This is a genomic window from Promicromonospora sp. MS192 (assembly GCF_049532985.1).
Classification (GTDB): Bacteria; Actinomycetota; Actinomycetes; order Actinomycetales; family Cellulomonadaceae; genus Promicromonospora.
Window position 1 is genome coordinate 5,627,891 of the sequence record NZ_CP186693.1, and the last position, 24,497, is coordinate 5,652,387.

The window sequence follows — 24,497 nt, forward strand, 5'->3', positions numbered from 1 at the left end:
GTGCTGCCCGAGGTGCTGACGGTCCGTGCGATGGTGCTGTCGGTGGTGATGCTGCTCGCGGTGGTGCTGCTGCTGCCCACGGTCCGCGCGGTCGTGACGCAGCAGGCCGAGCTGCGTGAGCTCCGCTCCGAGCTGAGCGAGCAGCAGGAGCAGAAGGCCGACCTCGAGACCGAGCTGGCCCGCTGGGAGGACCGCAACTACGTCATCGAGCAGGCCCGGTCGCGCCTGCGGTTCGTCATGCCGGGCGACAAGGTGTGGCGGCCGCTGGACACCGACTCCGTGCAGGAGGAGGAGCCCGCGCCGGGCGTCGTCGAGCCGTCGCCGGGCGCGTCCGAGGACGCCGACGCGCCCTGGTACACGAGCGTCTGGGACTCGGTGCGTATCGCGGGCGGTGAGTGACCGCCCCTGTCCTGAGGGACAATGGGGTGGTGAGCTCCGTGATCGACAGCGTGTCCGACGACGACCTGCGAGTCCTGGCCGAGCAGCTCGGCCGTGAACCGCGAGGGGTCGTGGGGATCGCGGCGCGCTGCGTGTGCGGCCGGCCGACGGTGGTGCGCACCGCGCCGCGCCTGCCCGACGGCACGCCGTTCCCGACCGTCTTCTACCTGACGCACCCCGGTGCGGTGGCTGCCGCCTCGACGCTCGAGGCGAACGGCGTGATGAAGGAGATGACGGCGCGGCTCGAGTCCGACGAGGAGCTTGCCACCGCCTACCGCGCGGCGCACGAGCACTACCTGGCGGAGCGCGAGGCGATCGGCCACGTCGACGAGATCGACGGCATCTCCGCCGGTGGCATGCCGACGCGGGTGAAGTGCCTGCACGTGCTCTTCGCGCACGCCCTCGCTGCCGGACCGGGCGTGAACCCGCTGGGTGACGAGGCGCTCGCCCTGGCCCGCGACACATGGCGCCCGGACCGCTGCACCTGCTGACCCCTCGGGCCGCAGGGCACGCCGGCGCGCCGCGTCGCGGGTTCGCGTGACGTTTCTCGCGAATCGGGATGTCCGGCGCCCGGTGACGGCGGCGGCTGGGAGAATCGCCGCGTGACTTCCTCTCGCGTTGCCGCGATCGACTGCGGCACCAACTCGATCCGCCTGCTCCTCGCGGACGTCGACGCCGCCGGAAACCTCACCGAGCTCGACCGTCGCATGGAGGTGGTGCGTCTCGGCCAGGGCGTCGACCGCACCGGAGAGCTTGCGCCCGAGGCTCTGGAGCGCACGCTCGCCGCGACCCGCCGGTACGCGGCGGCGATCGAGGCCGCCGGCGTCGAGCGGGTGCGGTTCGTGGCGACGTCGGCCACGCGGGACGCCCGGAACCGGGATGCCTTCTTCGACGGCGTGCGGGACGCGCTCGGCGTCGACGTCGAGGTGATCAGCGGGCGCGAGGAGGCGGAGCTGTCCTTCCGCGGCGCGACCGGCGCGGTCGCAGGAGCCCACGCGGGACCGTTCCTCGTGGTCGACCTGGGCGGCGGGTCGACCGAGCTGGTCCTCGGCACCGACTCCGTGGACGCGAGCGTCTCGATGGACGTCGGGTCGGTGCGGATGACGGAACGGCACCTGCACAGCGACCCGCCGTCGCCGGCCGAGGTCGAGGCGGCGCGCGCGGACGTCCGCGCACACCTGGACGACGCCGCCCGCGTGGTGCCGCTCGCGAAGACCGCGACCCTGGTGGGCCTGGCCGGGTCCATCACCACGGTGACCGCGCACGCCCTGGGCCTGACGGAGTACCGGCGCGACCGGGTGGACCAGGCGGTGCTGCCCGTCGAGACCGTGCTGGCCTCGTGCGCCGCGCTGCTCGCGGCGCCGCGGGCCGAACGGACCGCGATGGGCTTCCTGCACCCCGGCCGGGTCGACGTGATCGCAGCCGGGGCGCTCGTCTGGTCCGAGGTGGTCCGGCGCGTCGCGGCCGACGTCGCGGCGGTGGGCGGATCGCTGGCAGGCGTGGTGACGAGCGAGCACGACATCCTGGACGGGATCGCGCTGTCCATGGCGTAGCGAACGCCCGGGAACTCCCGGCCGGGACGGCCCGTTGGGGAGGTCGGAGGAGCGCGAAGGCTTCCGTCAGCGACGACGGCGTGCTGTGCATCACGCACACGCCGTTCTTTGTCGTGTCAATACGCATGCGTTGCGCGCGGTACCCTGGGAATCATGCCTCAGAACGACCTGACCTCGGTCAGCCATGCCTCCGACGCGGCGAGCACGCCGCGCCCGCGGAAGGTGCCGCGCATCGTGGTGCTCGGCGGCGGGTCCGTCGGCCTCTACGTGGCGCGCCGCCTGCGAAAGAAGCTGAAGAAGCGGGAGGCGGCCATCGTCGTCGTCGACCCGCGTCCGTACATGACGTACGCGCCCTTCCTGCCGGAGGCGGGTGCGGGTTCGATCGACGCCCGTGACGTCGTCGCGCCGCACCGGAAGGCCCTCAAGGGCATCGACGTGCTGCAGGGCAAGGTCACCACGATCGAGCACGGCCGCAAGGCCGTGAAGATCCAGCCCGAGGAGGGCGAGGAGTACGAGGTCACGTACGACCAGCTTGTCGTCGGCCTCGGCTCGGTGTCGCGCACGCTGCCCATCCCGGGCCTGGCGGAGAACGCCATCGGCTTCAAGAACGTCGAAGAGGCCATCGCGGTCCGCAACCACGTCATCAACCGGCTGGACGTCGCGTCGTCCACCTGGGACGCCGACCTGCGCAAGCGCATGCTCACGTTCACCTTCGTGGGTGGCGGGTTCGCCGGTATCGAGGCCCTCGCCGAGATCGAGGACATGGCGCGCTACGCCACGCGCCAGTACAACACCATCGAGCCGTCGGACCTGCGGTTCGTCATGATCGAGGGTGCCGGGCGCATTCTGCCCGAGGTCACGGAGCCGATGGGCGAGTACGCCCTCGCCGAGCTGAAGAAGCGTGGCATCGAGTTCCACCTCAACACGTTCCTCTCGTCCTGCGTGGACGGGCACGTCGTGACCTCGACGGGTGTCGAGTTCGACACCGAGACCATCGTGTGGACCGCGGGCGTCAAGGCGAACCCGGTCATCAAGGAGTCGTCCGACCTCCCGTACGACAAGCTGGGCCGCGTCATCGTGCTCCCGACGCTGCAGGTCGCGACGGAGAACGGCGAGGTCATCGAGGGCGCCTGGGCCGCCGGTGACTGCGCCGCGGTGCCGGACGTGCTCAACCCGGGCAAGTTCTGCCCGCCGAACGCGCAGCACGCGATCCGGGAGGCCGTGCGCCTGGCCGACAACATCGTCGCGCTGTACAAGGACCGGCCTGCCGTGGACTACAACCACAAGAACGTGGGTGTCGTCGCCTCGCTGGGTCTGTACAAGGGTGTCGCCGAGCTCTTCGGCTTCATCAAGCTGCGCGGCTTCCTCGCCTGGGTGGCCCACCGTGGTTACCACGTCATGGCGATGCCGACCGGCAACCGCAAGGTGCGCATCCTGATCGGCTGGATCGGTCAGTTCCTCATGGGTCGCGAGCTGGTGTCCCTGGGTTCGCTGCACGACCCGCGCCAGGAGTTCCGTAACGCCTCCGTGCTGCCGAAGGCCCCGGGCGAGAAGGTCGAGCAGAAGGCCGAGTCGTCCGCGTCCCGCGCGGAGTCGGGCGCCAAGTCCTGACGACCGGCTGGCGCCAGGCCCGCGCCTGTTGATTCGGTCCGGTGCTGCGGGCTGATTGCTGACTTCGGTCGGTTGCCTCGAGATCGGTCGGTGGATCGACCGATCTCGAGGCAACCGACCGAAGTCAGTCTCGGGGCCTGTGCGAGGGACCGATGCAGCCGCGCGATTGCTCTCCTCCGACGTCGTGTCCTCGGTAGTCTCTGGGGTGCGCCCCCATAGCCCAACTGGCAGAGGCAGCCGGCTTAAACCCGGCACAGTCCCGGTTCGAACCCGGGTGGGGGCACGCCAGCTCTGGGTGCGGCCTGGTTGACCCGACGCTCCGGGCTTGACGGCCTGGTCTCAGGAGACAGCCCGACCCTTGGCAGGCCCGGTTTCAGGCGACGCCCGGGGCTCAGGCGACCAGCTTCGCGAGATGGCGGCCGGTCAGGGAGGCCTCCTCGCGTGCCAGGCCGGCGGGGGTGCCCTCGAAGACGACACGACCGCCGTCGTGCCCGCCGCCGGGGCCCATGTCGATCACCCAGTCGGCCTGTGCCACGACCGAGAGGTTGTGCTCGACCACGATCACCGACCGGCCGGAGTCGACGAGCCGGTCCAGCAGGGCGGCCAGGTTGTCGACGTCCTGCATGTGCAGGCCTGCGGTGGGCTCGTCGAGGACGAACACCGGGGTGTCGCCACCCATCTCGATCGCGAGCTTGAGCCGCTGCCGCTCGCCGCCGGACAGCGTGTTGAGGTGCTGGCCGAGGGAGATGTAGCCCAGGCCGACGTCCGACAGGCGCGACAGCATCGGCAGCACCGCCTTCTCCGTGAAGAAGCCGAGCGCCTCCTCGACGGACATGGCGAGCACGTCCGCGATGTTCTTGCCGCGGAGGGTGTAGCCCAGCACCTCGTCGGTGAACCGCTTGCCGTCGCACGCCTCGCACACGCTCGCGACACCCGCCATGAAGGCAAGGTCGGTGTAGATCAGGCCCACGCCCTTGCACTCCGGGCAGGCGCCGGCCGAGTTCGCGCTGAACAGGGCGGGCTTGACGCCGTTCGCCCGGGCGAACTGCTTGCGGACGGGTTCGAGGATGCCGGTGTAGGTCGCAGGGTTGGACCGGCGCGACCCGCGGATCGCGGACTGGTCCACGAACGTGACCCCGTCGCGCGGCAGGCAGCCGTGGATCAGGGAGCTCTTGCCGGAGCCCGCGACTCCTGTCACCGCGACGAGGACCCCGAGCGGCACGTCGACCGAGACGTCCCGCAGGTTGTGCAGGGTGGCGTGCTCGATCCGGAGCCGCCCGGTCGGCGTGCGCGGCGTGTCCTTGAGCGTGACGGCCTGGTCGAGGTGCTTGCCCGTGGCCGTCCCGGAGGTGCGCAGCCCGGCGAGGTCGCCCTGGTAGACCACCGTGCCGCCGTGCGCACCGGCACCCGGCCCCATGTCGACGAGATGGTCGGCGGCGGCCATGACCTCGGGCTTGTGCTCGACCACCAGCACCGTGTTGCCCTTGTCCCTCAGGCGCTGGAGCAGGGCGTTCATCTGGCGCACGTCGTGCGGGTGCAGGCCGATGGTCGGCTCGTCGAACACGTAGGTCATGTCCGTCAGGGCCGAGCCCATGTGCCGCACCATCTTGGTGCGCTGGGCCTCGCCACCGGACAGGGACGACGACTCGCGGTCCAGCGACAGGTACCCCAGCCCGATCTGCTCGAAGGTGGCGAGCAGGTCACCCAGGCCGTCGAGGATCGGCTGGACGTGCGGGTCGGTGAGGCCGCGGACCAGGTCGGCCAGGTCGGTGAGCTGCATGGCCGCGGCCTCGCCGATGTGCTTGCCCCGGACCAGCGACGACCGGGCCCGGTCGTTGAGCCGGGTACCGCCGCACGCGGGGCACGGCGCGAACGTCGCGAGCCGCTCGACGGCGGCCCGCATCGCCCCCTTCATCGACTCCACGTCCTTGACCAGGTACAGCCGGGTGATCTTGGGGACCAGCGACTCGTAGGTGACGTTGATGCCGCCCGAGACGATCTTGCGCTCGGGCCCGTGCATCAGGTCGTGCCACTCGGTGTCTGTGTAGTCCTTGAGCGGCTTGTCCGCGTCGAACAGCCCCGAGTCGGCGTAGACCTTCCAGTACCAGGTGCCGACGCCGAAGTTGGGGAACGTGATGGCACCCTCGTTGAGCGACCTGTCCCGGTCCACGAGCGCGTCGGTGTCGATCGTGGAGACCCGGCCGAGGCCCTCGCACTCGGGGCACATGCCCTGCGGGTCGTTGAACGAGAAGAGGTTGGACCCGCCGATGTGCGGTGTGCCGAGCCGGGACCAGATGACCCGCAGCATCGTGTACGCGTCGGTCGCGGTGCCCACCGTGGAGCGGGCGTTCGCGCCCATGGGCTCCTGGTCCACCACGATCGCCGCCGACAGGTTCGACAGCGTGTCGACGTCGGGCCGGGGGCGCGAGGGCATGAAGCCCTGGACGAACGCCGGGTAGGTCTCGTCGATCAGCCGACGTGACTCCGCGGCGACGGTGCCGAACACGAGTGAGCTCTTGCCGGAGCCGGAGACCCCGGTGAAGACCGTGAGCTTCCGCTTCGGGATGTCCACCGAAACGCCCTGCAGGTTGTTCTCGCGGGCTCCGCGCACCTCGATAGATCCGAACACCACTGTCCTTTCCTGGTCGGTGGTCCCATGGTGCCAGGAGGCACTGACACGCACCCCGGCAACGGGATGCGCCGTTACGCCAGCAGCAGACGCCGGAACGACCCGGTGTGTCAGTGGGGTTGGGTAGCGTGACGGGTACCGACGGCGGGAGTGGGCAGATGACACTGATCTCAACGGGTACTGCGGGTGCCCCGGGGCTCGGCACGGACGAGCGCGTGCCGGGAGCCAGACCTGGCACGTTCGAGCACGCTCGCGAGCCACTGCTGCGTGACCTCGTGGGCGGCATCCTGCGCCGGACCAGACGCGAGCAACGTCGCACGCTGGCCGACGTCGCCGCGGACGCGCGGGTCTCCACGGCCTACCTGTCCGAGGTCGAGCGCGGCCGCAAGGAGGCCTCGTCCGAGGTGCTCGCCGCCGTGTGCGAGGCGCTCGGGATGCGGCTCGTCGACCTGGTGGAGCGGGCGTGGGCGGAGCTCGCGCTCGCGCTGGCCGCCCAGGAGGAGAGCCGCCGCGTCCGCGTCCTGTCGTCCACGGCCCGGCGTGCGGCGGGCTTCTCGTCCTCCCGGCACCCGCTCCAGGCGGGATCCACCGGCTCGGGCGCCGCGCCGCCCCGCGGCCGGTCCGGGGAGGCCGTCCTGCTCGCGGCCTGACGGTCCCCGACGACCGCGGAGCCGGCATCGGGGACCGGTGCCGGTCCTCAGAGGCCGGCGCGTCGCTTCCCGCCCGGGCGGACGTCGTGCACCTGGTCCACGATCCTGTCGATCATCCCGTAGGCGAGCGCCTGCTCGGCGGTGAACCAGCGGTCGCGTTCCGAGTCGGCGGCGATCGTCTCGACGGTCTGCCCCGTGTGCTCGGCCTGCAGCCGCGTCACTACGTCCTTGACGTGCCGGATGTTCTCGGCCTGGACGACGACGTCGCTGGTGGTGCCGCCGACCCCGCCGGCCGGCTGGTGCATCATGATCCGCGCGTGCGGCAGCGCGTACCGCTTGCCGTGCGTGCCCGAGGCGAGCAGGAACTGACCCATGCTCCCGGTGAAGCCGACCGCCACGGTCGAGACGGCGTTCGGGAGGAGCTTCATCGTGTCGTACACCGCCAGGCCCGCGCCGATGGAGCCGCCGGGTGAGTTGATGTAGACGCTGATGTCCGCGGCCTGGTCCTCGGACGACAGGAGCAGGAGCTGTGCGGTCACGCGGTTGGCGACGGCGTCGTCGATCTCGCTGCCGATGAGCACGATGCGCTGGTGCAGCAGCCGTGCGGCGAGGTGGTCCTCGAAGGGCTGGAGGTGGGTCGTGTCGGTCATGCCTCCACGATCGTCCCGCCCCGCGCAGGGGGACAGCGGACTCTGCCGGCCGCAGATCTGCTGACGGCAGACCGCCCGCTCGTCACAAGGGGTTGCCCTGCGGATCGATCGTGGGGAACACGTCGAAGTGGACCTCGACCGGCACGGTGCCCGGTTCGCCCTCCTGGCCGCTCAACGGGTCGATGTGCTCCGTGATGAAGCGTTCCCAGGCCGTCACCATCGCGGCCATCTGCTCCGGCGTGGCCCACTTGTTGGCCGAGAAGAAGGTGGTCGCCCCCATCCAGGAGGTGAGCATCTCCTCGTCCGCGTCCTGCGTGGCCCGGAGGAAGGCCATCACCCGCTCGTGCCGGAGCCGCAGGAACTCCGTGTTCACGGCCTCGGCAGTCTGGCGGCCCGCCGGGGAGTCCTTGCCCGAGCTGGAGATGCTGAAGCCCCCTGGCGTGCGCTCCCACCAGCGCTCGCGTGCCGTGCCCTTGCCCTCCACCTCACGGACGAAGCCGTGCTTGGCGAGCTGGCGCAGGTGGTAGCTGGTCGAGCCGCTGGACTCGCCGACGATCTCGCCGAGCTTGCTGGCCGTGAGCGGTCCGTGGCTGGGCAGCAGGTCGAGGATGCGGATGCGGAGGGGATGGGCGAGCGCCCGCAGGGCCGCGGGGCCCAGCTCGGGCGGGCGACCGCTGTCCGCGGGTGCGTCGGGAGCGACCCGCAGCTCGGGCGGCCCAACCGGCACCGGGGCCGACGGCCGTTCGGTCGGGCCGGGGGAGTCCTTGCGTGCTGTCGCCATAGGCAGGACGTTACCCACACCCCGCCGCCGGGACCGGTCGGTCAGCGCAGGGCCAGTGGATGGCGGGCCGCCAGGTTGTCCCGCACGCGCTCCGCATGGGCTCGGCGGCGCTCGGCCCGCTCGATCTCCCGGCGCTGCTCCTCCCGGTCCTCCGGGCGCGGTGCGGCGGGTCGTGTGGCGGACGCCGTCCCGCGGGCGAGGCGCACGGACGGGGGGACGGTGGCGCGGGCGACGGGTGCGTAGGCGGTCATCGCGGTGCTCCTCGCTGGGGGACGGGTCGCCGGACGGGTGCGACCGACGTGACCACCCTACGCATGCCAACAGTTCTTTGCAAGAGATTCTTTGCAACGAAATCTTTGGAGACCGCGTCAGTCCTCCGGATCACGCCGGAAGGCGTCCAGGTCGTGGTTGAGCCGTTCGAGCAGGCCGGCGAGCAAGGCCCGTTCGGTGGGGGACCAGTCGGCCAGGATCTCGTCGTACATCGCGCTGCGCCGGGCGCGCTCGTGGTCGAGCTGCTGCCGGCCGGCCGGCGTCGCCTCGACCCGTACCGCCCGTCCGTCGAGCGGGTCGCGGCTGCGCCGGGCGAAGCCCGCCTTCTCCAGGCTCACGACCTGACGGGTCACGGTGGACGCGTCGAGCCCCTGCCGCTCGGCGAGCGCGTTGATGCCGAGCGGCCCCTCGGTGCTGAGCACCAGCAGGAGCAGGTAGCCGGACCGTTCCAGCGACGGGGCGTGCCCCGCGCGGATCGCGCCCGTCCGTTCGGCCCGGCGGAGCAGGAGCGCGAGCTGGAGCTCGACGCGGGAGAGTGTGCCCTCGCCGGCGTGCTCGGCGTCGGCGGCCTCTTTCGTCCTCTTCGACATAGGTGTAGCCTACAGGTAGATATCTGTGGGGTACAGGTAAATCGATCCGAGGAGGCCGCGTGGCTACCGCGCGCAACGAACCGAACAAGACAGCGATCTACGCCACGGCGCTCACCGCGTTCTTCGCGATCGCGGGTATCGCCGTCGTGGACCCGATCCTTCCCGTCATCGGCGCGGAGATCGGGGCCACCACCTGGGAGATCGAGCTGCTGTTCACCGCGTACATCGCGGTCATGGCGATCGGCATGATCCCCGCCGTCATGGCGACGGGGCGGTTCGGCTACAAGAAGATCCTGGCGACCGGGGTCACGCTCGTCGCCGTCGCGGCCGGGCTGGCGGCGCTGAGCGGCAACATCGCCCAGCTCGCGGTCCTGCGGGGGGTGTGGGGCCTGGGCAACGCGATGTTCTTCGCCACGGCCATGGTGCTGCTGGTCGCTCTGGCCCGGGACCGCGAGTGGGTGGTCGGCCTGTTCGAGACCTGCGTCGGGCTCGGCTTCGCGGTCGGGCCCCTGATCGGCGGTCTGCTCGGGCACATCAGCTGGCGGGTGCCGTTCTTCGTCTGCGGCCTGCTCATGCTGGTCGCCCTGCTCGTGTCGGTGACCCGGCTGAAGGACCCGGCGGAGAAGCCCGCGCCGCTGCGGCTCGGCCAGGTCTTCGGTCTGTTCCGCAAGCCCGGGTTCCTGTCGCTCGCCGTCGTCACGGCCGCCTACAACTTCGTCTTCTTCGTGGTGCTCGGCTACGTCCCCGTGTTCCTGGGCCTGGACGTCGTGCCGCTCGGCCTGGTGTTCACGGCATGGGGCATCGGCGTGGCTGTCGGCATCCTCGCGGTCGGTCACCGGCTCGCGCACGCCATCGGGTTCGTGCAGACGCTCGGCGTGGCAGTGCTCGGCGTGCTCGCCTGCGTGGCCCTGCTGGCCATCGGCGTGGGCACCGCGGGATCCGTCGTCGTGACCATCGTGGCCGGTGTGTTCATGGGCATCGCGAACGCCAACCTCACCGACCTGTCGCTGGCCCTCGGCGACCCGGACCGCCGGGTCACCACGGGTGCGTTCAACCTGGTGCGGTGGGGGTTCGCGGCCCCGGCGCCGGTGGTCGCCGGTCTGCTCGCCGAGAGCGTGGGCGCCGCCTCGCCGTTCTGGGTCGCCTCGGGTGTGCTGGTCGTCGGAGTGATCGTGTTCCTCGTCACCGCGCACGTCATGGCGCGGCCGCTCGGCGAGCGCGTGCTCTGGCAGCGCTGGGACCGGCGCGCGCGGCAGGCCGAGCACACCCCGGAGGAGGCCATGTCCGAGCTGTGACGCCGGGCGAGGGCGGGCGGCGGCTCACCGTTCGGCTTGCCGCTGGTGCGGCACACTGCCCTACTCTGGGGACTTCGGTCGTTTTCACCCCGTTGGTCCGCCCCGGGCACGACGGCGGCAGCGTTCCGTCTGCCCGATCCTCGTCCGCACCGTGGAGTCCCCGTGTTCCGTCTCGCCCGGCTGTCCCTCGCGAACCGAGCCGTCGTGGCGCTGGTGACGATCGCGATAGCGGTGTTCGGCGTGGTGAGCATGACCGCGCTCAAGCAGGAGCTGATCCCGTCCCTCCAGCTGCCGACCGGGATCGTGAGCGCGCAGTACCCGGGTTCGTCGCCGCAGGTGGTCGAGGAGCAGGTCACCGACGTGATCGAGGAAGCCATCGCCTCGGTCGACGACGTCGCCTCCGTGCGCTCGACGGCGTCCACCGGCGTCTCCCTGACCACCGTCGAGTTCACGTACGGCACCGACATGGAGGCCGCGACCCAGCGGCTGCAGACCGCCGTCGCGGGCGCCCAGCCCGCCCTGCCCCAGGATGTCAGCCCGCAGGTCACGACCGGCTCCGTCGACGACGTGCCCGTGGTCCAGATGGCCGTGGCAGGTGACAAGAGCCCCCATGCGCTCGCGGACACCGTCGAGAGCGTGATCGTCCCGGCCCTGGAGGACGTCGAGGGCGTCCGCTCGGTCGCGGTGACCGGGCAGCAGGAGACGGAGGTCCGCGTCCAGCCCGATCAGGCGCGGCTCGCGGCGGCCGGCCTCACACCGCAGGACCTGACCACGGTGCTGCAGGACAACGGCGTCGTCGTGCCGGCGGGCGAGATCACGGACGGCGGTCGTGCCTGGTCGGTGCAGCTCGGCAAGCCCGTGGACATGGTCGACCAGCTCAAGCAGCTCCCCGTCGTGCCGGGCGGCACGACGGGAGCGGGCGGCGAAGACGCCGGCGCGGCTGCCGGCGCCCTGCCGGCCGACCCGGCGGCGCCGACGGCTCCGGCCGAGCCGGTGCTCGTCGGCGAGGTCGCGACGGTCCGGCTCGAGCCGGTGGAGGCGACGTCGTACTCCCGGCTCGACGGTGCGCCGTCGCTCGGCCTGGCCATCACGAAGACGCCCGAGGCCAACACCGTCGAGGTGTCGCACGCCGTCGAGAACGCGCTCGCGGAGGCCGAGGTGGCCGACCCGCTGGCGGAGCGCGGCGTCACGACCGCCGTCGTGTTCGACCAGGCGCCGTTCGTCGAGGACTCGATCCACGGGCTGGCCACCGAGGGTGGTCTCGGTCTGCTGTTCGCCGTGCTCGTGATCCTCGTGTTCCTGATGTCGATGCGGTCCACGCTGGTGTCGGCGATCTCCATCCCGCTGTCGCTCGCGGTGACGTTCATCGCGATGAACGCGGGCGGATACACCCTGAACATCCTCACGCTCGGCGCGCTCACCATCTCGATCGGCCGTGTGGTGGACGACGCCATCGTCGTCATCGAGAACATCAAGCGGCACATGTCGTACGGCGTCGAGCGGACCGAGGCCGTCCTGACGGCGGTGCGCGAGGTGGGCGGGGCGATCGCCGCCTCCACGATCTGCACCGTGGCGGTCTTCCTGCCCATCGCCTTCGTGGGCGGCATGGTGGGGGAGCTGTTCCGGCCGTTCGCCCTCACGGTGTCGATCGCGATGCTGGCCTCGCTCGTCGTGGCACTCACCATCGTTCCCGTGCTGGCGTACTGGTTCATCCGGCCGCCGAAGAGCAGCAGTCGTGGCTCGGCGGCGCGCGCGGCGGCCGAGGAGAAGGAGGAGCGCGGCGTCTGGCAGCGGCTCTACGTGCCGTCGCTCGACGGCGCGCTGGCACGGCCCGCCGTCACCCTCGGCCTCGCCGTCGCGATCCTGGGCGGCACGGTGGCCCTGGTCCCGCGGATGGAGACCAGCTTCCTCGGGGACAGCGGGCAGGACACCGTGACGGTCACGCAGCACTACGCGCCCGGCACCTCGCTCAAGGGTCAGGACGAGGCGGCCAGAAAGGTGGAGGAGGCGCTCGCGGCCGTCCCGGCCGTCGACAGCGTGCAGTCCACCGTGGGGAGCGGCGGCGACATGTCCATGGCCGCGTTCGGCGGGGCGAGCGCAGGTCTCAAGGCATCGTTCGCGGTGACGCTCACGGACGACGCCGACGGCGCGGCCGCCGCGGCCGACATCCGCGCCGCCGTCGGCGGGCTCGCCGAGAAGCCGGCGACCGAGATCTCCGTCTCCGCCGGGGACTCCGTGGGGACGTCGTCGATCGACCTGGTCGTCCGGGGGCACGACGACGCGGCGCTGAGCCAGGCCACGACCGCACTCCAGGAGGCGATGGGCGGTCTCGACGGTGTCGCCGAGGTCAGCAACGACCTCTCCGCGGCACAGGAGATCGTCGAGGTGACCGTGAACCGCAAGGTCGCGGCCGAGTACGGGCTCACCGAGACCCAGGTCACCGGAATCGCGTCCGCGGCGATGGCGGGTGCGCAGGACATGGGCGAGCTGCGGACCGCCGAGGGCCCCGTGGGCGTCACGCTCGCGGCGGGCCGGACGCCGACGACCATGTCCGGCATCGGCGAGATCCCGGTACCGACGGCGGCCGGGACGGTGCAGCTCAGCGACGTCGCGACGGTGCACGTCGCCAAGACGCCGACGTCGATCAGCCGGATCGACGGCGACCGGTCCGCGACGGTGTCGGTGACGCCTGCCGGCGACGACCTGGGGGCGGTGACCGAGGCGGTCGACGCCGAGATCGCGGCGCTCGACCTGCCCGCGGGGGCCACGGTGACCGTGGGCGGCGCGGCGGCCGACCAGGCGGAGGCGTTCAACGACCTGGGGATGGCGCTGCTGGCCGCGATCGCCCTCGTGTTCATCGTCATGGTGGCCGCGTTCCGCAGCCTGGCCCAGCCGTTCATCCTGCTGGTGTCGATCCCGTTCGCGGCGGTGGGCGCCCTGGTGGCGCTGGTCGCCACGGACACCCCGCTGGGGGTGCCCGCGCTCATCGGCACCCTGCTGCTGGTGGGGATCGTGGTGTCCAACGCGATCGTGCTCATCGACCTCATCAACCAGTACCGCCAGGACGGCATGGCCCTCGACGAGGCGGTGCGCGAGGGTGCGCGCAAGCGACTGCGCCCCATCGTCATGACGGCTCTGGCCACGGTCTTCGCGCTGACGCCGATGGCGGTGGGGGTCACCGGCGGCGGGGCGTTCATCTCGCAGCCGCTGGCGCTCGTGGTGATCGGCGGACTCGTCTCCTCGACCGCGCTGACCCTGTACGTGGTGCCCGTGATCTACACGATCTTCGAGGGCCGGGCCGAACGCCGTCGTGCGGCGGACAAGGCCGCCGGGCGGACCACGCGCAGGCCGCTGACCGGCGCGTTCCCCAGCGTGGCGACCGGGGCCTTCCAGACGGTCGGCCGCCAGGCGGCGGCGCAGCGACAGGCACCCGCAGCGCCGGCCTGGCCGCCGACCCCGGAACCCGCTGCCGTCCAGACCGGTTCCTGGGCCTCGCCGGCCCGGTCCAGCGCCTGGGCCGAACCCGACCAGGGGCGTCCGGGGCGGCACAGCCGGCCCACTCCCGCGCAGGCCCCGCCCGCGCGGGCTCCGTTCACCCAGTCGCCGCCTGCGCAGGCTCCGTCTACTCAATCGCCGTCTACTCAGTCGCCGTCTACTCAGTCGCCGCCCGCGCAGAGCCCGCCGGCTCGGGTTCCGTCGGCCCGGGCGTCCGCCAGGGTCGAGCCACAGCACGGGGTCGGACAGGGTGCGACCCCGGCTCCCGACCGGCAGCAGCCGGCGGCATATCCGTTGTTCGAGACATACCCCCAGCAGAACGGGTATGCACCGCACGGCGGGCAGCACGCGGAACGTTCCCAGCAGCGCTACCAGCAGCCCGCCCCCGCATCGGACCCGCGGCAGCCCACCCCGGCACCGGACCCGCGGCAGCCCGCCCCGGCGCCGGATCCGCGGCGGCCTGCCCCGGCTGCAGATCCGCGGCAGCACGCTCCAGGACCGGATCCGCGGCTGCAGGCGCGGCCGCCACAGCAGCCCGTGCCAGGGCACTCGGCGCAGCAGTGGCCCAGCCCGCCGTCGGCGCACCAGCCGCCGCACCAGGCGCAGCAACAGCTGCCGGTCCGCCGACAGCCGCAGCAGGAACGGTCAGTCCGGCCGCCGCACGAGGAGCCACCGGTCCGGTATCAGCAGGAGGAACCAGCAGTCCGGTATCCACAGGAGGAACCACCGACCCGGCACCCGCAGCAGGCGGCGCCAGTATGGCCTCATCCGCTGGACCCGCTCGACTGACGCCTCACCCCACAGACAACTGTGCTCCCGGGGATGGGTTGCGGAGAGTAGACAATGCCTACTCTCCGCAACCCGTCCCCGGGAGCACACCTTTCTCCGGAGAGGCGCCGGGCCGGACAGCCCGGCCCGGCCCACGTCCCGCTACGCGTCCTGGAGCTTGAGGCGGGCCGCTGCACCGATCAGCACCAGCGCCGTGTACCCGCCCAGCACGCCGATGCCCACCCACGGGTCCAGCACGTCCGGGAACGCGCCCGCGTTGGGCGTGATCTGCGCACCCGCCACGCTGGGCAGCAGCTTGTTCACCGTGCCGACCCACTCGAGCTGGGCCGCCGCGAAGGTGGCCACCTGGAAGATCGTCGGGATCACGAGGAAGATCGCGACCACCGTGAAGATCGCACCCGCGGTGTGGCGCAGCAGGGTGCCGAGGCCGAGGGCGAACAGCGCCACCAGCGTCACGTAGAGCACCGTGCCCAGCAGCGACCGCACCTGGTCGCCGTCGCCGAAGTCGACCGTCGCACCGTTGCCGTTCAGGATCGGGTAGGTGACGAGCCAGCTCAGGGCCAGCGACACCGCCGTGAGCACCGCCGTCACGAGCACGAGCACGAGCGCCTTGCCGAAGAACGCCGGCAGGCGGCTGGGCACCGCCGCGAACGTCGAGCGGATCATGCCTGTGGAGTACTCGCCGGTGATCATCAGCGCCCCGAGCACGGCGACCACGAGGGCCGCCATCTCGAACCCGGCCGCCACGACCCTGGTCCCGCCCAGCATGCCGCCCATGGCTGCCTGGTCCTCCGGCGGGGCGCCCTCCATCGCGTCGCCGGCGAGCTGGACCACGAGGGCCAGCAGGAGGGCGAACCCGATCATGACCACGACGGTCGACGCGAGCGTCCACCACGTGGAGCGCAGCGACCACAGCTTGATCCACTCCGAGCGCAGCACCCGCCAGAAGGTGACGGGGCGGACGGAGGTCTTCCCCGTCGTCGGGCCGGACGCGGCTCCGCTCGCCGGAGCGGTGACCGTCGCGCTCATGCCTTGCTCCCCTCGAGGTCGGACGTCGCACCGGCGGTGGCGATGTCCTCGGACTGGTACTCGACCGCGTCGGCGGTCAGCGACATGTAGGCCTCCTCGAGCGTGGACGCGACGGGCGTGAGCTCATGCAGCACGATCCGCGACGCCGCGGCCAGCTCGCCGACGGAGGCCGCGTTGCTGCCGCGCACCTCCAGCAGGCCCGGCTCGACGTCGTCGACCTGGGCGTTGTTGGCCTTGAGCAGCTCGGCGAGCTCGGTCGCCTGGGGCGAACGGACCCGGACGAGCTTGCGCTCGGCGCCGTCGACGATCTCCTGGACCGGGGCGTCCGCGAGGATGCGGCCGCGGCCGATGACGATCACGTGGTCGGCCGTCAGGGCGACCTCGCTCATCAGGTGGCTGGACAGGAAGACCGTGCGGCCCTCGGAGGCGAGGTACTTGGCGATGTTGCGGACCCACAGCACGCCCTCGGGGTCGAGCCCGTTGACGGGCTCGTCGAGGATCAGCGTGCGCGGGTCACCGAGCAGGGCCGCCGCGATGCCGAGGCGCTGGCCCATGCCGAGCGAGAAGCCACCCACGCGCTTGGTGGCCACGGGGCGCAGACCGGTGAGCTCGATCACCTCGTCGACGCGCCGGGTCGGGATACCGTGCGTCGCGGCCATGGCGAGCAGGTGGTTGCGCGCGGTCCGGCCGGTGTGCACGGCCTTCGCGTCGAGCAGGGCACCCACCTCCGCGAGCGGACGGCGGTGCGCGGCGTACGGCTTGCCGTTCACAGTCACGCTGCCGGCTGTGGGCCGGTCGAGGCCCACGATCATGCGCATCGTGGTCGACTTGCCGGCGCCGTTCGGGCCCAGGAAGCCGGTCACCTGGCCGGGTTGCACGGTGAACGTGACACCGTCGACGGCGGTCTTGGCGCCGTACCTCTTCGTCAGGCCTGTGGCCTTGATCATCACTTGCCCTTCCATCTGGCATGCGGGGACAGTCGATGCGACCGTCGGTCGGTCGCGCCAGGACTGGTCACTACGAGACTAGGGAGCCGGAGGCACCCACCGCACGCATTACCGGCCCCGATCATCCCTGGGACGGACCTACTTCATCCGAAGGTATGACCTGGGAACTCTCCAGGCATGTCCAGCGTTCCCTAGGATGGTCAGACAGACCAGGAGGAGCAGATGAGCAACCCCGTCTTTTCGAGAAGCGACGTCTTCGGTGAGCCGCGTCGTACCGGTGCCGCCGGTGCGCGCCGTGGCGGCACCGCCACCTACCCCAACCAGACTCCCGCGTACGGCACCCCGCCGCAGGCCGGCCAGTACGGTCAGTACGGCGCCGCGGGGCAGCAGGCGATGGACGCGTCGGAGCTCGACGCGATGTACCGCTCACCGTCCGCCACCACCGCGGACACGAAGCGGATGACCTACGACGACGTGATCGTCAAGACCGGCGGGCTGCTCGCGCTGCTCGTCGTCGTGGCGGCGGCGACGTGGACGCTGGTCCCGCCGGCGATGATGGGCCTGGTCATGATCGTGGGCCTGATCGGTGGGCTCGTGCTCGGCCTGGTCAACGCCTTCAAGCGGAACCCCAGCCCCGCGCTCATCGTGGCGTACACGGTGTTCGAGGGCGCCTTCCTCGGCGCGATCTCGCTGCAGTTCAACACGCTGTACGACGGCGTGGTGCTGCAGGCGGTGCTCGGCACCATCTCCGTGTTCGCGGTGAGCCTGTTCCTGTTCAAGAGCGGTCGCGTCCGCGTGACCGCCAAGTTCACGCGCTGGCTGATGTTCGCCATGCTGGGCTACGCGCTGTTCTCGCTGGTCAACCTGGTCCTGATGTGGACCGGGGTGCTCGGTGAGTTCGGTATGCGTTCCTGGGGCGGCGGCCTGGTCGGCATCGTCGTGGGCCTGATCGCCGTCGGCCTCGCGGCCGCCTCGCTGATCGTGGACTTCGACTCGATCAAGCGCGGTGTCGAGGCCGGTGTCCCGGCCAAGATGGCGTGGGCCGCGGCCTTCGGCCTCATGGTCACGCTGATCTGGCTGTACCTGGAGCTGCTCCGCCTGCTGGCGATCGTGTCCAGCTTCGCGCGCGACTAGTTCCGCACCGCACGTCCCGGATCGGGCCAGCCGTCGTCACGGCTGGCCCGATCTGCTGTGTCCGGGGTCGTGCGTCAGGGGCCGTGCGTCAGGGGCCGGCGGTCGCGCGGACGGCGTCCTGCCACGTGCGGTAGCCGCCGTCGAGGTTGCGCACGTCGTAGCCGAGCTGGGTGAGGAGCCGCGCGGCGGTGTGGCCGCGCTGGCCCACCTGGCAGTGCACCACCACGGGGCGCCCGGCCGGGATCTCCGCGTGCGCGCGGGCGCGCAGCTCGTCCAGGGGGACGTTCAGCGCCGGCGACCGCACGCCGTCCCGGGTCGTCTCGACCGTCCCGCGGGCGTGCTCGGCGGGCGTGCGCACGTCCACCAGCGTGGCCCCGTCCCGCACCGCCTCGTCGAGCTCGTGCCACTGGATGCTGCGTGTGGTGCCGGTGCGCAGGTTGTCGGCCACGTACCCCAGCATGTTGACCGGGTCCTTGGCGGAGCCGTAGGCGGGTGCGTAGGCCAGCTCGAGGTCCGCGAGCCCGGAGGCGGTGACTCCGCCGGCGATCGCGGTGGCGAGCACGTCGATGCGCTTGTCGACGCCGTCGCGGCCCACGGCCTGGGCGCCCAGGATGCGGTCGGTCCCCGGGTCCACGAGCAGCTTGAGCGCCATCGCGCTGGCCCCTGGGTAGTACCCGGCGTGCTGGCTCGGGTGGGTGTGCACGACGCGGTGGGGCCGGCCCTCGGCCCGGAGCTGCTTCTCGTTGCGCCCCACGACCGCCGCGGTCAGGTCGAAGACGCCGACGACGGCGGTGCCCGTCGACGGCCGCATGCCCGTCCGCCCGAGGATCACGTCCGCGACGTGCCGCCCGTGCCGGTTGGCGAGGTTCGCGAGCGGGATCAGGGTGAACGACTCCTGCCCGGCCGCGGACTGCGCGTCACGCTTGAGCGCGGCGTCACCGACGGCGAACACGTCCGGCACCGACGTGCGCAGGTCCTCGTCCACCAGGACGCCGCCGCGCGGGCCGAGCTCGGCACCCGCCAGCTCGGCGAGCTCCGTGTCGGGCCGGACGCCGACGGCCGCGACCACCACGTCGGCCGGGATCTCGCCGGCGTCGGCGCCCGCGGCGTCGGCCAGGACCGCGGTGCCCGGCGTCAGTGCGGTGACCTGGGTCGAGGTGCGGACGTCGACCCCGTGCGACGCCAGCTCGTCGCGGACGCGGACGGCCAGCTCGGGGTCCAGCGGCGTCAGCACCTGGTCGGCCAGCTCCACGACAGTGACCGCGAGACCGCGCCGGACCAGGTTCTCTGCGACCTCCAGGCCCACGAAGCCGGCCCCGACGACGACCGCGGTCCGGGCGTCCGGGCGGCCGGCCTCGGCCAGCAGCCGGTCGGCGTCGGCGACGTCGCGCAGCACGAGCGCGCGCTCCGCGCCGGGGACCTGCGGGACCACCGGGCGGGCGCCGGGGCTCAGGACGAGGCGGTCGTACGCCTGGACGTACTCGTCGCCGGTCGTCAGGTCGCGCACCGTCAGCGTGTGTGCCGCGGCGTCGATGCCGGTGACCCGCTGCCGCACCCGGACGTCGAGGCGGAACCGCGCCGCGAGCGACTCGGGCGTCTGCAGCAGCAGTGCGTCGCGGTCCTCGATCACGCCGCCCGCGTAGTACGGCAGCCCGCAGTTCGCGTACGACACGTGGTCACCCGCCTCGACGACGACGATCTCGGCGTCCTCCGCGAGACGACGGAGCCGGGTCGCGGCCGACATGCCCGCGGCGACGCCGCCCACGATGACGATCCTCATGTGCGTTCCTTCCTCGTTTGACCGCGACAATACCCCGGGGGGTATTCTCGCTCCAAACGACCGCGAAGGAGATGACCATGTGCAGGGCTGTGACGTGCCGGACGTGCGGCAGGACGACGTGGGCGGGCTGCGGGCAGCACGTGGACCAGGTGATGGCGAACGTGCCGCGTGCCGACCGGTGCCCCGGTCATGCCGAGGAGCCGACCGCAGAGCCGGCCGGCGAGCCGCCCGCGAAGGGCTCGTTCCTGTCCCGCCTGTTCGGCCGCTGAGAGGGGAGGCGTGGTCATGGAGCTCGACCCGCAGGAGATGAAGAAGGTGTCCAACCGGCTGCGACGCGCGCAGGGACAGCTCGCCGCCGTCGTGCGCATGGTGGACGAGGGGGCGGACTGCGCCGACGTCGTCACACAGCTCTCGGCGGTGTCGAAGGCGATCGACCGGGCCGGCTTCGCCGTCATCGCGACGGGGCTGAAGCAGTGCCTGTCGGACGAGGAGAACGGCGCGGTCGACGCCGAGAAGCTGGAGAAGCTCTTCCTGTCCTTCGCCTAGCCTGCCTCGGCCGCCCGTCCCGGCGAGCCGCCTCGACTCAGTCGAGGCAGAACTCGTTGCCCTCGATGTCCTGCATCGTGAGGCACGACTCGTTCTCCTCGTCGGCCTCCTGCAGGTAGAGACGGGTGCCGCCCAGCGCGACCAGCCGCGCGCACTCGGCCTCGAGGACGTCGACCCGCTCCTGGCCGACCAGGCCCGTGCCCGCCCGCACGTCGACGTGCACGCGGTTCTTGACGACCTTGCCCTCCGGCACCTTCTGGAAGTAGAGCCGGGGCCCGGCACCCGTGGGGTCCGAGGCGGCGGCGCCGTCGGCGCCCCGCTTCTCGGGCGGGAGGGAGCTCTCGTACTCCTCCCAGGTGGTGAAGCCCTCGGGGGCGGGAGGGAGGACGTACCCGAGCACCTCGCACCAGAACCGCGCGACGCGCCACGGGTCCGCGCAGTCGAAGGTGATCTGGACCTGCCTGACGGAAACCATCCGCTCAGCCTAATGACTGCAGGGCACCCCGGGACACGGGATTTCCGGCGGGGCGTCAGCGGGGGGCGGCTACCGGCGCACCCAGCGCCGCGACGCCCGCGACGAGCATGTCGACCAGCACCGCGAAGCTCTGGTCCACGTCCTCCCGCATCCGGAACCCGCCGCCGAGCTCCAGCAGCACGAACCCGTGGATGCCCGACCGGACGGCGCGGACGGCGTCGATCACGCGGTCGTCCGGCAGCTCGAAGCCGCGCAGCGTCGCCACCACGACCTGCACGCCCTCGGCGGCGACGTCGCGGGCGACGGCGCCGGCCGGGTCGTCCGGATCGGGACCCACCTGCGTGGCGGCGTAGCGTCCGGGGTGGTCGTGGGCGTACTGACGCCAGGCGCTCGCCAGGGCGCGGAGCGCATCCGCCCCGGCACGGCCCACGGTCGCCGAGGCACCCGTGGCGGTCAGCTCGCGGACGGCGAGCACGGCGACGTCGCGCCGCAGGTCGGCGAGCGAGCCCACGTGCTTGTAGAGGCTCGGTGCCGCGACGCCTGCCTTCGCGGCGACCTTCGCGAGCGTGAGGTCCGCGAACCCGCTCGCGCCGCCCTCGTCCACGACCTCGACGGCGAGCCGCACCACGGCGTCGTGCGACAGCCCGGCCCTAGGCACGCCGGCCGCCGTCCTCGGCCGCCCCGGCGCCGGCCGCGCCCGGGAGCCCGTCGAGGAACTCCAGGATCGCGGGGACCGTCACGTCGGGTGCCTGGTGCTGCGGGTAGTGGCCCACCTCGGGGACCAGGACGCCGCGGGCGCCGAGCGTGTCGGTCATCCAGGCCAGCTCTGCCGCCGGGTCCGGGTAGTCGGGGTCGAGCGCGCCGACCACGACCAGCGCCGGCGCCGTGACGTCGGGCAGCCGCGCCTCGACGACCGCGTGGTCGAGCGCGAGCGCGAGGTCGCGGAAGGACCGCAGGTGCGCCGGCTCGCTCAGCGCCCGCCGGACGGCCGCGACGTGCTCGGCGTGCCGCGCCGACCGCCGGCCCTTGCTGATCGACGAGTAGTACGACGCCCAGAACGCGGCGCCCCACGGCCGGGCGAGCAGCGCGCGGTAGGCCACGCGCAGCACGCGCTGCATGGCCGGCGACCCCGGCTCGCGCAGCAGCGGGCTGAGCAGGACGAGGCCGCGGACCAGGTCGGGCCGTTCGGCTGCGGCCCACGCGGCGGCCGAGGCGCCCATGGAGTTGCCCAGCAGGACGGCGGGGCCGGCGCCGAGGTGCTCGACGAGGGCCAGGAGGTCGGTGCCGGTGGCGTCGTCGCCGTGCGTCCGGAACGTGGTGTCCGATTCGCCGTGGCCGCGCAGGTCCGCGACGACGACGCGGTAGCCGGCGTCGACGAGGGCCGGAGCGACGTCGTCGTACGTGGAGCGGAGGTCGCCCATGCCGGGGACGGCGACCACGAGCGGTCCCGAGCCCGAGTCGGTGTAGGCGATGCGTCCCTCGGGGCGCTGCAGGAAGTTTGTCCTCATAGCCATCAAGCTACGCTCATTAGCCAGACCGCACAACCCCCAAACGTCGAGTGCGGGATCTTCGCCCCTTTCTGTGTGTCAGAAGGGCGAAGATCCCGCACTCAACGGGGCGTGACGGGTCAGGACGGGCCGAAGTAGCCCTTCTCCGCCTCGCCCGACTCGGCCTTGATCACGTGCATAACGGCGTTGATCAGGGCCAGGTGCGTGAACGCCTGCGGGAAGTTGCCCAGGTGCCGGCCGGTGCCCGGCTCGATCTCCTCGGCGTAGAGGTTGAGCGACGACGCGTAGCCGAGCAGCCGCTCGCACAGCGACCGGGCCCGCTCCACCTCCCCGATCTCGACCAGGGCCGACACCAGCCAGAAGGAGCAGATGGTGAACGTGCCCTCCTCGCCCTGCAGCCCGTCGTCGGTCTCGTCCGTGCGGTACCGCAGCACGAGGCCGTCCTCGGTGAGCTCGTCCGCGATGGCCAGCACGGTGGCGCGCACGCGCTCGTCGTCGGGCGGCAGGAACCGCAGCAGGGGCACGAGCAGGAGCGACGCGTCCAGCGCCGGGTCGCCGTAGCGCTGCGTGAAGACGCCGCGCTCGTCCACACCCCGGGCGCAGATGTCGTCGGCGATCTCGTCGGCGATCTTCTGCCATTCCTTGGCGTAGTCGAGCTCGTCGTAGAGCCGGGCCAGCTTGGCGCCGCGGTCCATCGCCACCCAGCACATGAGCTTGGAGCTGGTGAAGTGCTGCGGCTCGCCGCGCACCTCCCAGATGCCCCGGTCGGGCTTGTCCCAGTGCTTGGCGGCCTCCTCGACCTGCCGCTTGAGGATGGGCCACAGCGACTCGGGGAGCTGCTCGCGCGACTTGGCGTGCAGCCACACCGAGTCGAGCACCGCGCCCCACATGTCGTGCTGGCGCTGGTCGTAGGCCGCGTTGCCGATCCGCACCGGCTGCGCGCCCTCGTAGCCCGACAGGTGCGGCAGCTCGAACTCCTCCAGGGTGTTCTCGCCGCCCACGCCGTACATGATCTGCAGCGGCTGGTCGTCGCTGGTCACGTCCTGGATGAACGCGAAGAAGTCGTTCGCCTCACGCTCCAGGCCCAGCGTGTACAGGCCCCACAGGGCGAACGTCGAGTCGCGGATCCACGCGTACCGGTAGTCCCAGTTGCGCTCGCCGCCCGGCGTCTCGGGCAGCGACGTGGTCGCCGCGGCGATGAGGGCACCGGTGGGGGAGTAGGTCAGGCCCTTCAGGGTCAGCGCCGAGCGCTGCAGGTAGCTGCGCCACGGGTGGTCGGGGAACTGGCCCTGCGTGATCCAGTCGCGCCAGAACCGCTCGGTGCGCCACATCGCGTCGAGCGCGCCGGCGTAGGTGGTCGGGGCGCTCTGCGAGCCCCACGACATCGCGACGAAGTGCGTGGCACCCTCCGTCATCCGGGTGCGCGCGGTGACCCGCTTGCCGCCGTCCAGCCCGAACCGCAGGCTGGAGCGCAGGTGGAGGTCCGGGTTGGAGCCGCCGATGTGGGCCACGACCGCGGAGTAGCCGCTGTTCTCGTACTCCCACTCGACGTCGCGGCGCGCGTAGTCCGGGCGCGGCTCGCAGACGACCTCGAGGTCCACCGTGCCCGACACGCACTTGATGGTGCGCATCAGCACGTGCTCGGCGTCGTCGTCCGTGGGGGTGCGCCGGTGCGTGCCCGAGCGCGACTCGAGGTCGTGCCACGGGCCCATGAGCATCGCGTCCCGCACCACGAGCCAGCCCGTGGGGGTCTGCCACGTGGTCTCCAGGATGAGCGTGCCCGGCAGGTAGCGGCGCGCCACCGGCACGTTCACGCCGTGCGGCCCCACCCGGAAGTGGCCGGCTCCCCGGTCCAGGATCTTGGCGAAGATGCTCGGCGAGTCGGGCCGGGGCACGCACATCCACTCGACGCTGCCGGACGGCGCGATCAGCGCGTTGGTCTCGCAGTCGGAGAGGAAGCCGTACTCGCCGATGTGCGGGAACTTGCTGCGGCCGTCCCAGGCCCGGGGGGAGGCGCCGTCGCTCGTGTGTCCTCTGACCGGGCCCGGGCTGGTGGGCGTCGGTGCCTCCCGGCGCCGCGAGGGGGTGCCGGCTGCCGCGGGGGCATCGGCGTCGGCCCCCGGCGACTCAATCGATTCGAGCGTCATGAGACTCAAGGGTTCCGCACGGTCCGCGGGTGTGGCAAACCGTGCGCGTGTGGTGCGCGGCACCCCTTCCGCGCCCCTCTCGCGACGCGTTCCGGGGTCGTGTCGATCGAGCGGTTTCCCGTTCGACCTGTGAGTGAGAAGGTCCCGTCGAGGGGGCCGTGACGAACAGGGAGAAGAGAC

At 72.0% G+C, this 24,497-nt stretch carries 22 protein-coding genes and 1 tRNA gene; 11 read left to right on the forward strand and 12 right to left on the reverse strand.

The features are described 5' to 3' along the window. The 5 genes from ACO229_RS25240 to ACO229_RS25260 all read left to right on the forward strand — a co-directional run bounded on the left by ACO229_RS25240 (position 1) and on the right by ACO229_RS25260 (position 3,885). Positions 1-399 carry an FtsB family cell division protein gene (locus tag ACO229_RS25240; protein WP_423463135.1) on the forward strand — a complete coding sequence of 133 codons (399 nt, stop codon included), beginning with the start codon at positions 1-3 and terminating at the stop codon, positions 397-399. A 29-nt stretch (positions 400-428) separates the two neighbouring features. After that, positions 429-929 carry a DUF501 domain-containing protein gene (locus tag ACO229_RS25245; protein WP_397430774.1) on the forward strand — a complete coding sequence of 167 codons (501 nt, stop codon included), beginning with the start codon at positions 429-431 and terminating at the stop codon, positions 927-929. A 111-nt stretch (positions 930-1,040) separates the two neighbouring features. Further along, positions 1,041-1,991 (forward strand): exopolyphosphatase, encoded by a 951-nt coding sequence (locus ACO229_RS25250; RefSeq protein ID WP_397430773.1) that lies wholly within the window; start codon positions 1,041-1,043, stop codon positions 1,989-1,991. A 153-nt stretch (positions 1,992-2,144) separates the two neighbouring features. Beyond that, positions 2,145-3,602 carry an NAD(P)/FAD-dependent oxidoreductase gene (locus ACO229_RS25255; RefSeq protein WP_423463136.1) on the forward strand — a complete coding sequence of 486 codons (1,458 nt, stop codon included), beginning with the start codon at positions 2,145-2,147 and terminating at the stop codon, positions 3,600-3,602. Between the two features lie 209 nt (positions 3,603-3,811). Continuing rightward, positions 3,812-3,885, forward strand: a tRNA-Leu gene (locus tag ACO229_RS25260). Positions 3,886-3,993: 108 nt separating this feature from the next. Here ACO229_RS25260 and ACO229_RS25265 read toward each other — a convergent pair. Then, the gene (locus tag ACO229_RS25265; protein WP_423463137.1) at positions 3,994-6,234 is read right to left on the reverse strand and encodes an ATP-binding cassette domain-containing protein; all 2,241 of its coding nucleotides are present in this window, start codon (positions 6,232-6,234) and stop codon (positions 3,994-3,996) included. Positions 6,235-6,389: 155 nt separating this feature from the next. Here ACO229_RS25265 and ACO229_RS25270 point away from each other — a divergent pair, with 155 nt between their 5' ends. Then, positions 6,390-6,881, forward strand: a complete 492-nt coding sequence (locus tag ACO229_RS25270; RefSeq protein ID WP_423463138.1) for a helix-turn-helix domain-containing protein — start codon at positions 6,390-6,392, stop codon at positions 6,879-6,881. 47 nt (positions 6,882-6,928) lie between these two features. On the opposite strand, the gene ACO229_RS25275 is transcribed toward ACO229_RS25270, so the two are convergent. From ACO229_RS25275 to ACO229_RS25290, 4 genes are all read right to left on the reverse strand, one after another. Next, positions 6,929-7,531: a ClpP family protease gene (locus ACO229_RS25275; protein ID WP_423463139.1), complete on the reverse strand. Its 603-nt coding sequence runs from the start codon at positions 7,529-7,531 to the stop codon at positions 6,929-6,931. A gap of 82 nt (positions 7,532-7,613) precedes the next feature. Beyond that, positions 7,614-8,312, reverse strand: coding sequence for an ArsR/SmtB family transcription factor (locus ACO229_RS25280; RefSeq protein WP_423463140.1), 699 nt, complete (start codon positions 8,310-8,312; stop codon positions 7,614-7,616). Between the two features lie 41 nt (positions 8,313-8,353). Beyond that, complete coding sequence (locus ACO229_RS25285) at positions 8,354-8,563, reverse strand: hypothetical protein (protein ID WP_397430767.1); 210 nt, start codon at positions 8,561-8,563, stop codon at positions 8,354-8,356. Between the two features lie 117 nt (positions 8,564-8,680). Further along, entirely contained in the window at positions 8,681-9,172 is a 492-nt protein-coding gene (locus ACO229_RS25290; RefSeq protein WP_397430766.1) for a MarR family winged helix-turn-helix transcriptional regulator, read from the reverse strand. Positions 9,173-9,231: 59 nt separating this feature from the next. Here ACO229_RS25290 and ACO229_RS25295 point away from each other — a divergent pair, with 59 nt between their 5' ends. After that, positions 9,232-10,467 carry an MFS transporter gene (locus ACO229_RS25295; protein ID WP_397417064.1) on the forward strand — a complete coding sequence of 412 codons (1,236 nt, stop codon included), beginning with the start codon at positions 9,232-9,234 and terminating at the stop codon, positions 10,465-10,467. Between the two features lie 162 nt (positions 10,468-10,629). Then, positions 10,630-14,751: an efflux RND transporter permease subunit gene (locus tag ACO229_RS25300; RefSeq protein WP_423463141.1), complete on the forward strand. Its 4,122-nt coding sequence runs from the start codon at positions 10,630-10,632 to the stop codon at positions 14,749-14,751. Positions 14,752-14,892: 141 nt separating this feature from the next. On the opposite strand, the gene ACO229_RS25305 is transcribed toward ACO229_RS25300, so the two are convergent. Both ACO229_RS25305 and ACO229_RS25310 read right to left on the reverse strand, forming a co-directional pair. Further along, on the reverse strand, positions 14,893-15,780 hold the full coding sequence (locus tag ACO229_RS25305) for an ABC transporter permease subunit (protein WP_397417060.1): 888 nt from the start codon (positions 15,778-15,780) through the stop codon (positions 14,893-14,895). Then, positions 15,777-16,727 carry an ABC transporter ATP-binding protein gene (locus ACO229_RS25310; protein ID WP_397417058.1) on the reverse strand — a complete coding sequence of 317 codons (951 nt, stop codon included), beginning with the start codon at positions 16,725-16,727 and terminating at the stop codon, positions 15,777-15,779. Before ACO229_RS25310 ends, ACO229_RS25305 begins: the two co-directional genes overlap by 4 nt. A 222-nt stretch (positions 16,728-16,949) precedes the next feature. Between ACO229_RS25310 and ACO229_RS25315 the strand changes: the two genes are divergently transcribed. Next, positions 16,950-17,861 (forward strand): Bax inhibitor-1/YccA family protein, encoded by a 912-nt coding sequence (locus ACO229_RS25315; protein ID WP_423463142.1) that lies wholly within the window; start codon positions 16,950-16,952, stop codon positions 17,859-17,861. Between the two features lie 88 nt (positions 17,862-17,949). Here the strand turns inward: ACO229_RS25315 and ACO229_RS25320 are convergent, their stop codons facing one another. After that, complete coding sequence (locus ACO229_RS25320) at positions 17,950-19,641, reverse strand: FAD-dependent oxidoreductase (RefSeq protein ID WP_423463143.1); 1,692 nt, start codon at positions 19,639-19,641, stop codon at positions 17,950-17,952. A gap of 77 nt (positions 19,642-19,718) precedes the next feature. On the opposite strand from ACO229_RS25320, the gene ACO229_RS25325 reads away from it, so the two are divergent. Together ACO229_RS25325 and ACO229_RS25330 are read left to right on the forward strand one after the other, a co-directional pair. Next, a complete protein-coding gene (locus tag ACO229_RS25325) occupies positions 19,719-19,910 on the forward strand; it encodes a hypothetical protein (RefSeq protein WP_423463144.1) in 192 nt (63 codons plus the stop codon). Between the two features lie 16 nt (positions 19,911-19,926). After that, complete coding sequence (locus ACO229_RS25330; RefSeq protein WP_423463145.1) at positions 19,927-20,187, forward strand: metal-sensitive transcriptional regulator; 261 nt, start codon at positions 19,927-19,929, stop codon at positions 20,185-20,187. Between the two features lie 37 nt (positions 20,188-20,224). Here ACO229_RS25330 and ACO229_RS25335 read toward each other — a convergent pair whose 3' ends face one another. The 4 genes from ACO229_RS25335 to ACO229_RS25350 form a co-directional block, all read right to left on the reverse strand. Next, positions 20,225-20,662: a VOC family protein gene (locus tag ACO229_RS25335; protein ID WP_423463146.1), complete on the reverse strand. Its 438-nt coding sequence runs from the start codon at positions 20,660-20,662 to the stop codon at positions 20,225-20,227. A gap of 55 nt (positions 20,663-20,717) precedes the next feature. Further along, complete coding sequence (locus ACO229_RS25340; RefSeq protein WP_423463147.1) at positions 20,718-21,320, reverse strand: TetR/AcrR family transcriptional regulator; 603 nt, start codon at positions 21,318-21,320, stop codon at positions 20,718-20,720. Next, the gene (locus tag ACO229_RS25345; protein WP_423463148.1) at positions 21,313-22,170 is read right to left on the reverse strand and encodes an alpha/beta fold hydrolase; all 858 of its coding nucleotides are present in this window, start codon (positions 22,168-22,170) and stop codon (positions 21,313-21,315) included. The genes ACO229_RS25340 and ACO229_RS25345 overlap by 8 nt, the downstream gene beginning before the upstream one ends. 119 nt (positions 22,171-22,289) lie before the next feature. Further along, entirely contained in the window at positions 22,290-24,317 is a 2,028-nt protein-coding gene (locus tag ACO229_RS25350) for a glycoside hydrolase family 15 protein (protein ID WP_397430757.1), read from the reverse strand. Positions 24,318-24,497: the final 180 nt, after the last annotated feature.

What these genes read in the sequence shown, in the direction of transcription:
- ACO229_RS25320 (WP_423463143.1), bottom strand. Translation starts at nt 19,641, where the DNA reads ATGAGGATCGTCATCGTGGGCGGCGTCGCCGCGGGCATGTCGGCCGCG.
- ACO229_RS25285 (WP_397430767.1), bottom strand. Translation starts at nt 8,563, where the DNA reads ATGACCGCCTACGCACCCGTCGCCCGCGCCACCGTCCCCCCGTCCGTG.
- ACO229_RS25335 (WP_423463146.1), bottom strand. Translation starts at nt 20,662, where the DNA reads ATGGTTTCCGTCAGGCAGGTCCAGATCACCTTCGACTGCGCGGACCCG.
- ACO229_RS25315 (WP_423463142.1), top strand. Translation starts at nt 16,950, where the DNA reads ATGAGCAACCCCGTCTTTTCGAGAAGCGACGTCTTCGGTGAGCCGCGT.
- ACO229_RS25345 (WP_423463148.1), bottom strand. Translation starts at nt 22,170, where the DNA reads ATGAGGACAAACTTCCTGCAGCGCCCCGAGGGACGCATCGCCTACACC.
- ACO229_RS25280 (WP_423463140.1), bottom strand. Translation starts at nt 8,312, where the DNA reads ATGGCGACAGCACGCAAGGACTCCCCCGGCCCGACCGAACGGCCGTCG.
- ACO229_RS25290 (WP_397430766.1), bottom strand. Translation starts at nt 9,172, where the DNA reads ATGTCGAAGAGGACGAAAGAGGCCGCCGACGCCGAGCACGCCGGCGAG.
- ACO229_RS25330 (WP_423463145.1), top strand. Translation starts at nt 19,927, where the DNA reads ATGGAGCTCGACCCGCAGGAGATGAAGAAGGTGTCCAACCGGCTGCGA.
- ACO229_RS25305 (WP_397417060.1), bottom strand. Translation starts at nt 15,780, where the DNA reads ATGAGCGCGACGGTCACCGCTCCGGCGAGCGGAGCCGCGTCCGGCCCG.
- ACO229_RS25270 (WP_423463138.1), top strand. Translation starts at nt 6,390, where the DNA reads ATGACACTGATCTCAACGGGTACTGCGGGTGCCCCGGGGCTCGGCACG.
- ACO229_RS25255 (WP_423463136.1), top strand. Translation starts at nt 2,145, where the DNA reads ATGCCTCAGAACGACCTGACCTCGGTCAGCCATGCCTCCGACGCGGCG.
- ACO229_RS25310 (WP_397417058.1), bottom strand. Translation starts at nt 16,727, where the DNA reads ATGATCAAGGCCACAGGCCTGACGAAGAGGTACGGCGCCAAGACCGCC.
- ACO229_RS25275 (WP_423463139.1), bottom strand. Translation starts at nt 7,531, where the DNA reads ATGACCGACACGACCCACCTCCAGCCCTTCGAGGACCACCTCGCCGCA.
- ACO229_RS25350 (WP_397430757.1), bottom strand. Translation starts at nt 24,317, where the DNA reads ATGACGCTCGAATCGATTGAGTCGCCGGGGGCCGACGCCGATGCCCCC.
- ACO229_RS25325 (WP_423463144.1), top strand. Translation starts at nt 19,719, where the DNA reads ATGTGCAGGGCTGTGACGTGCCGGACGTGCGGCAGGACGACGTGGGCG.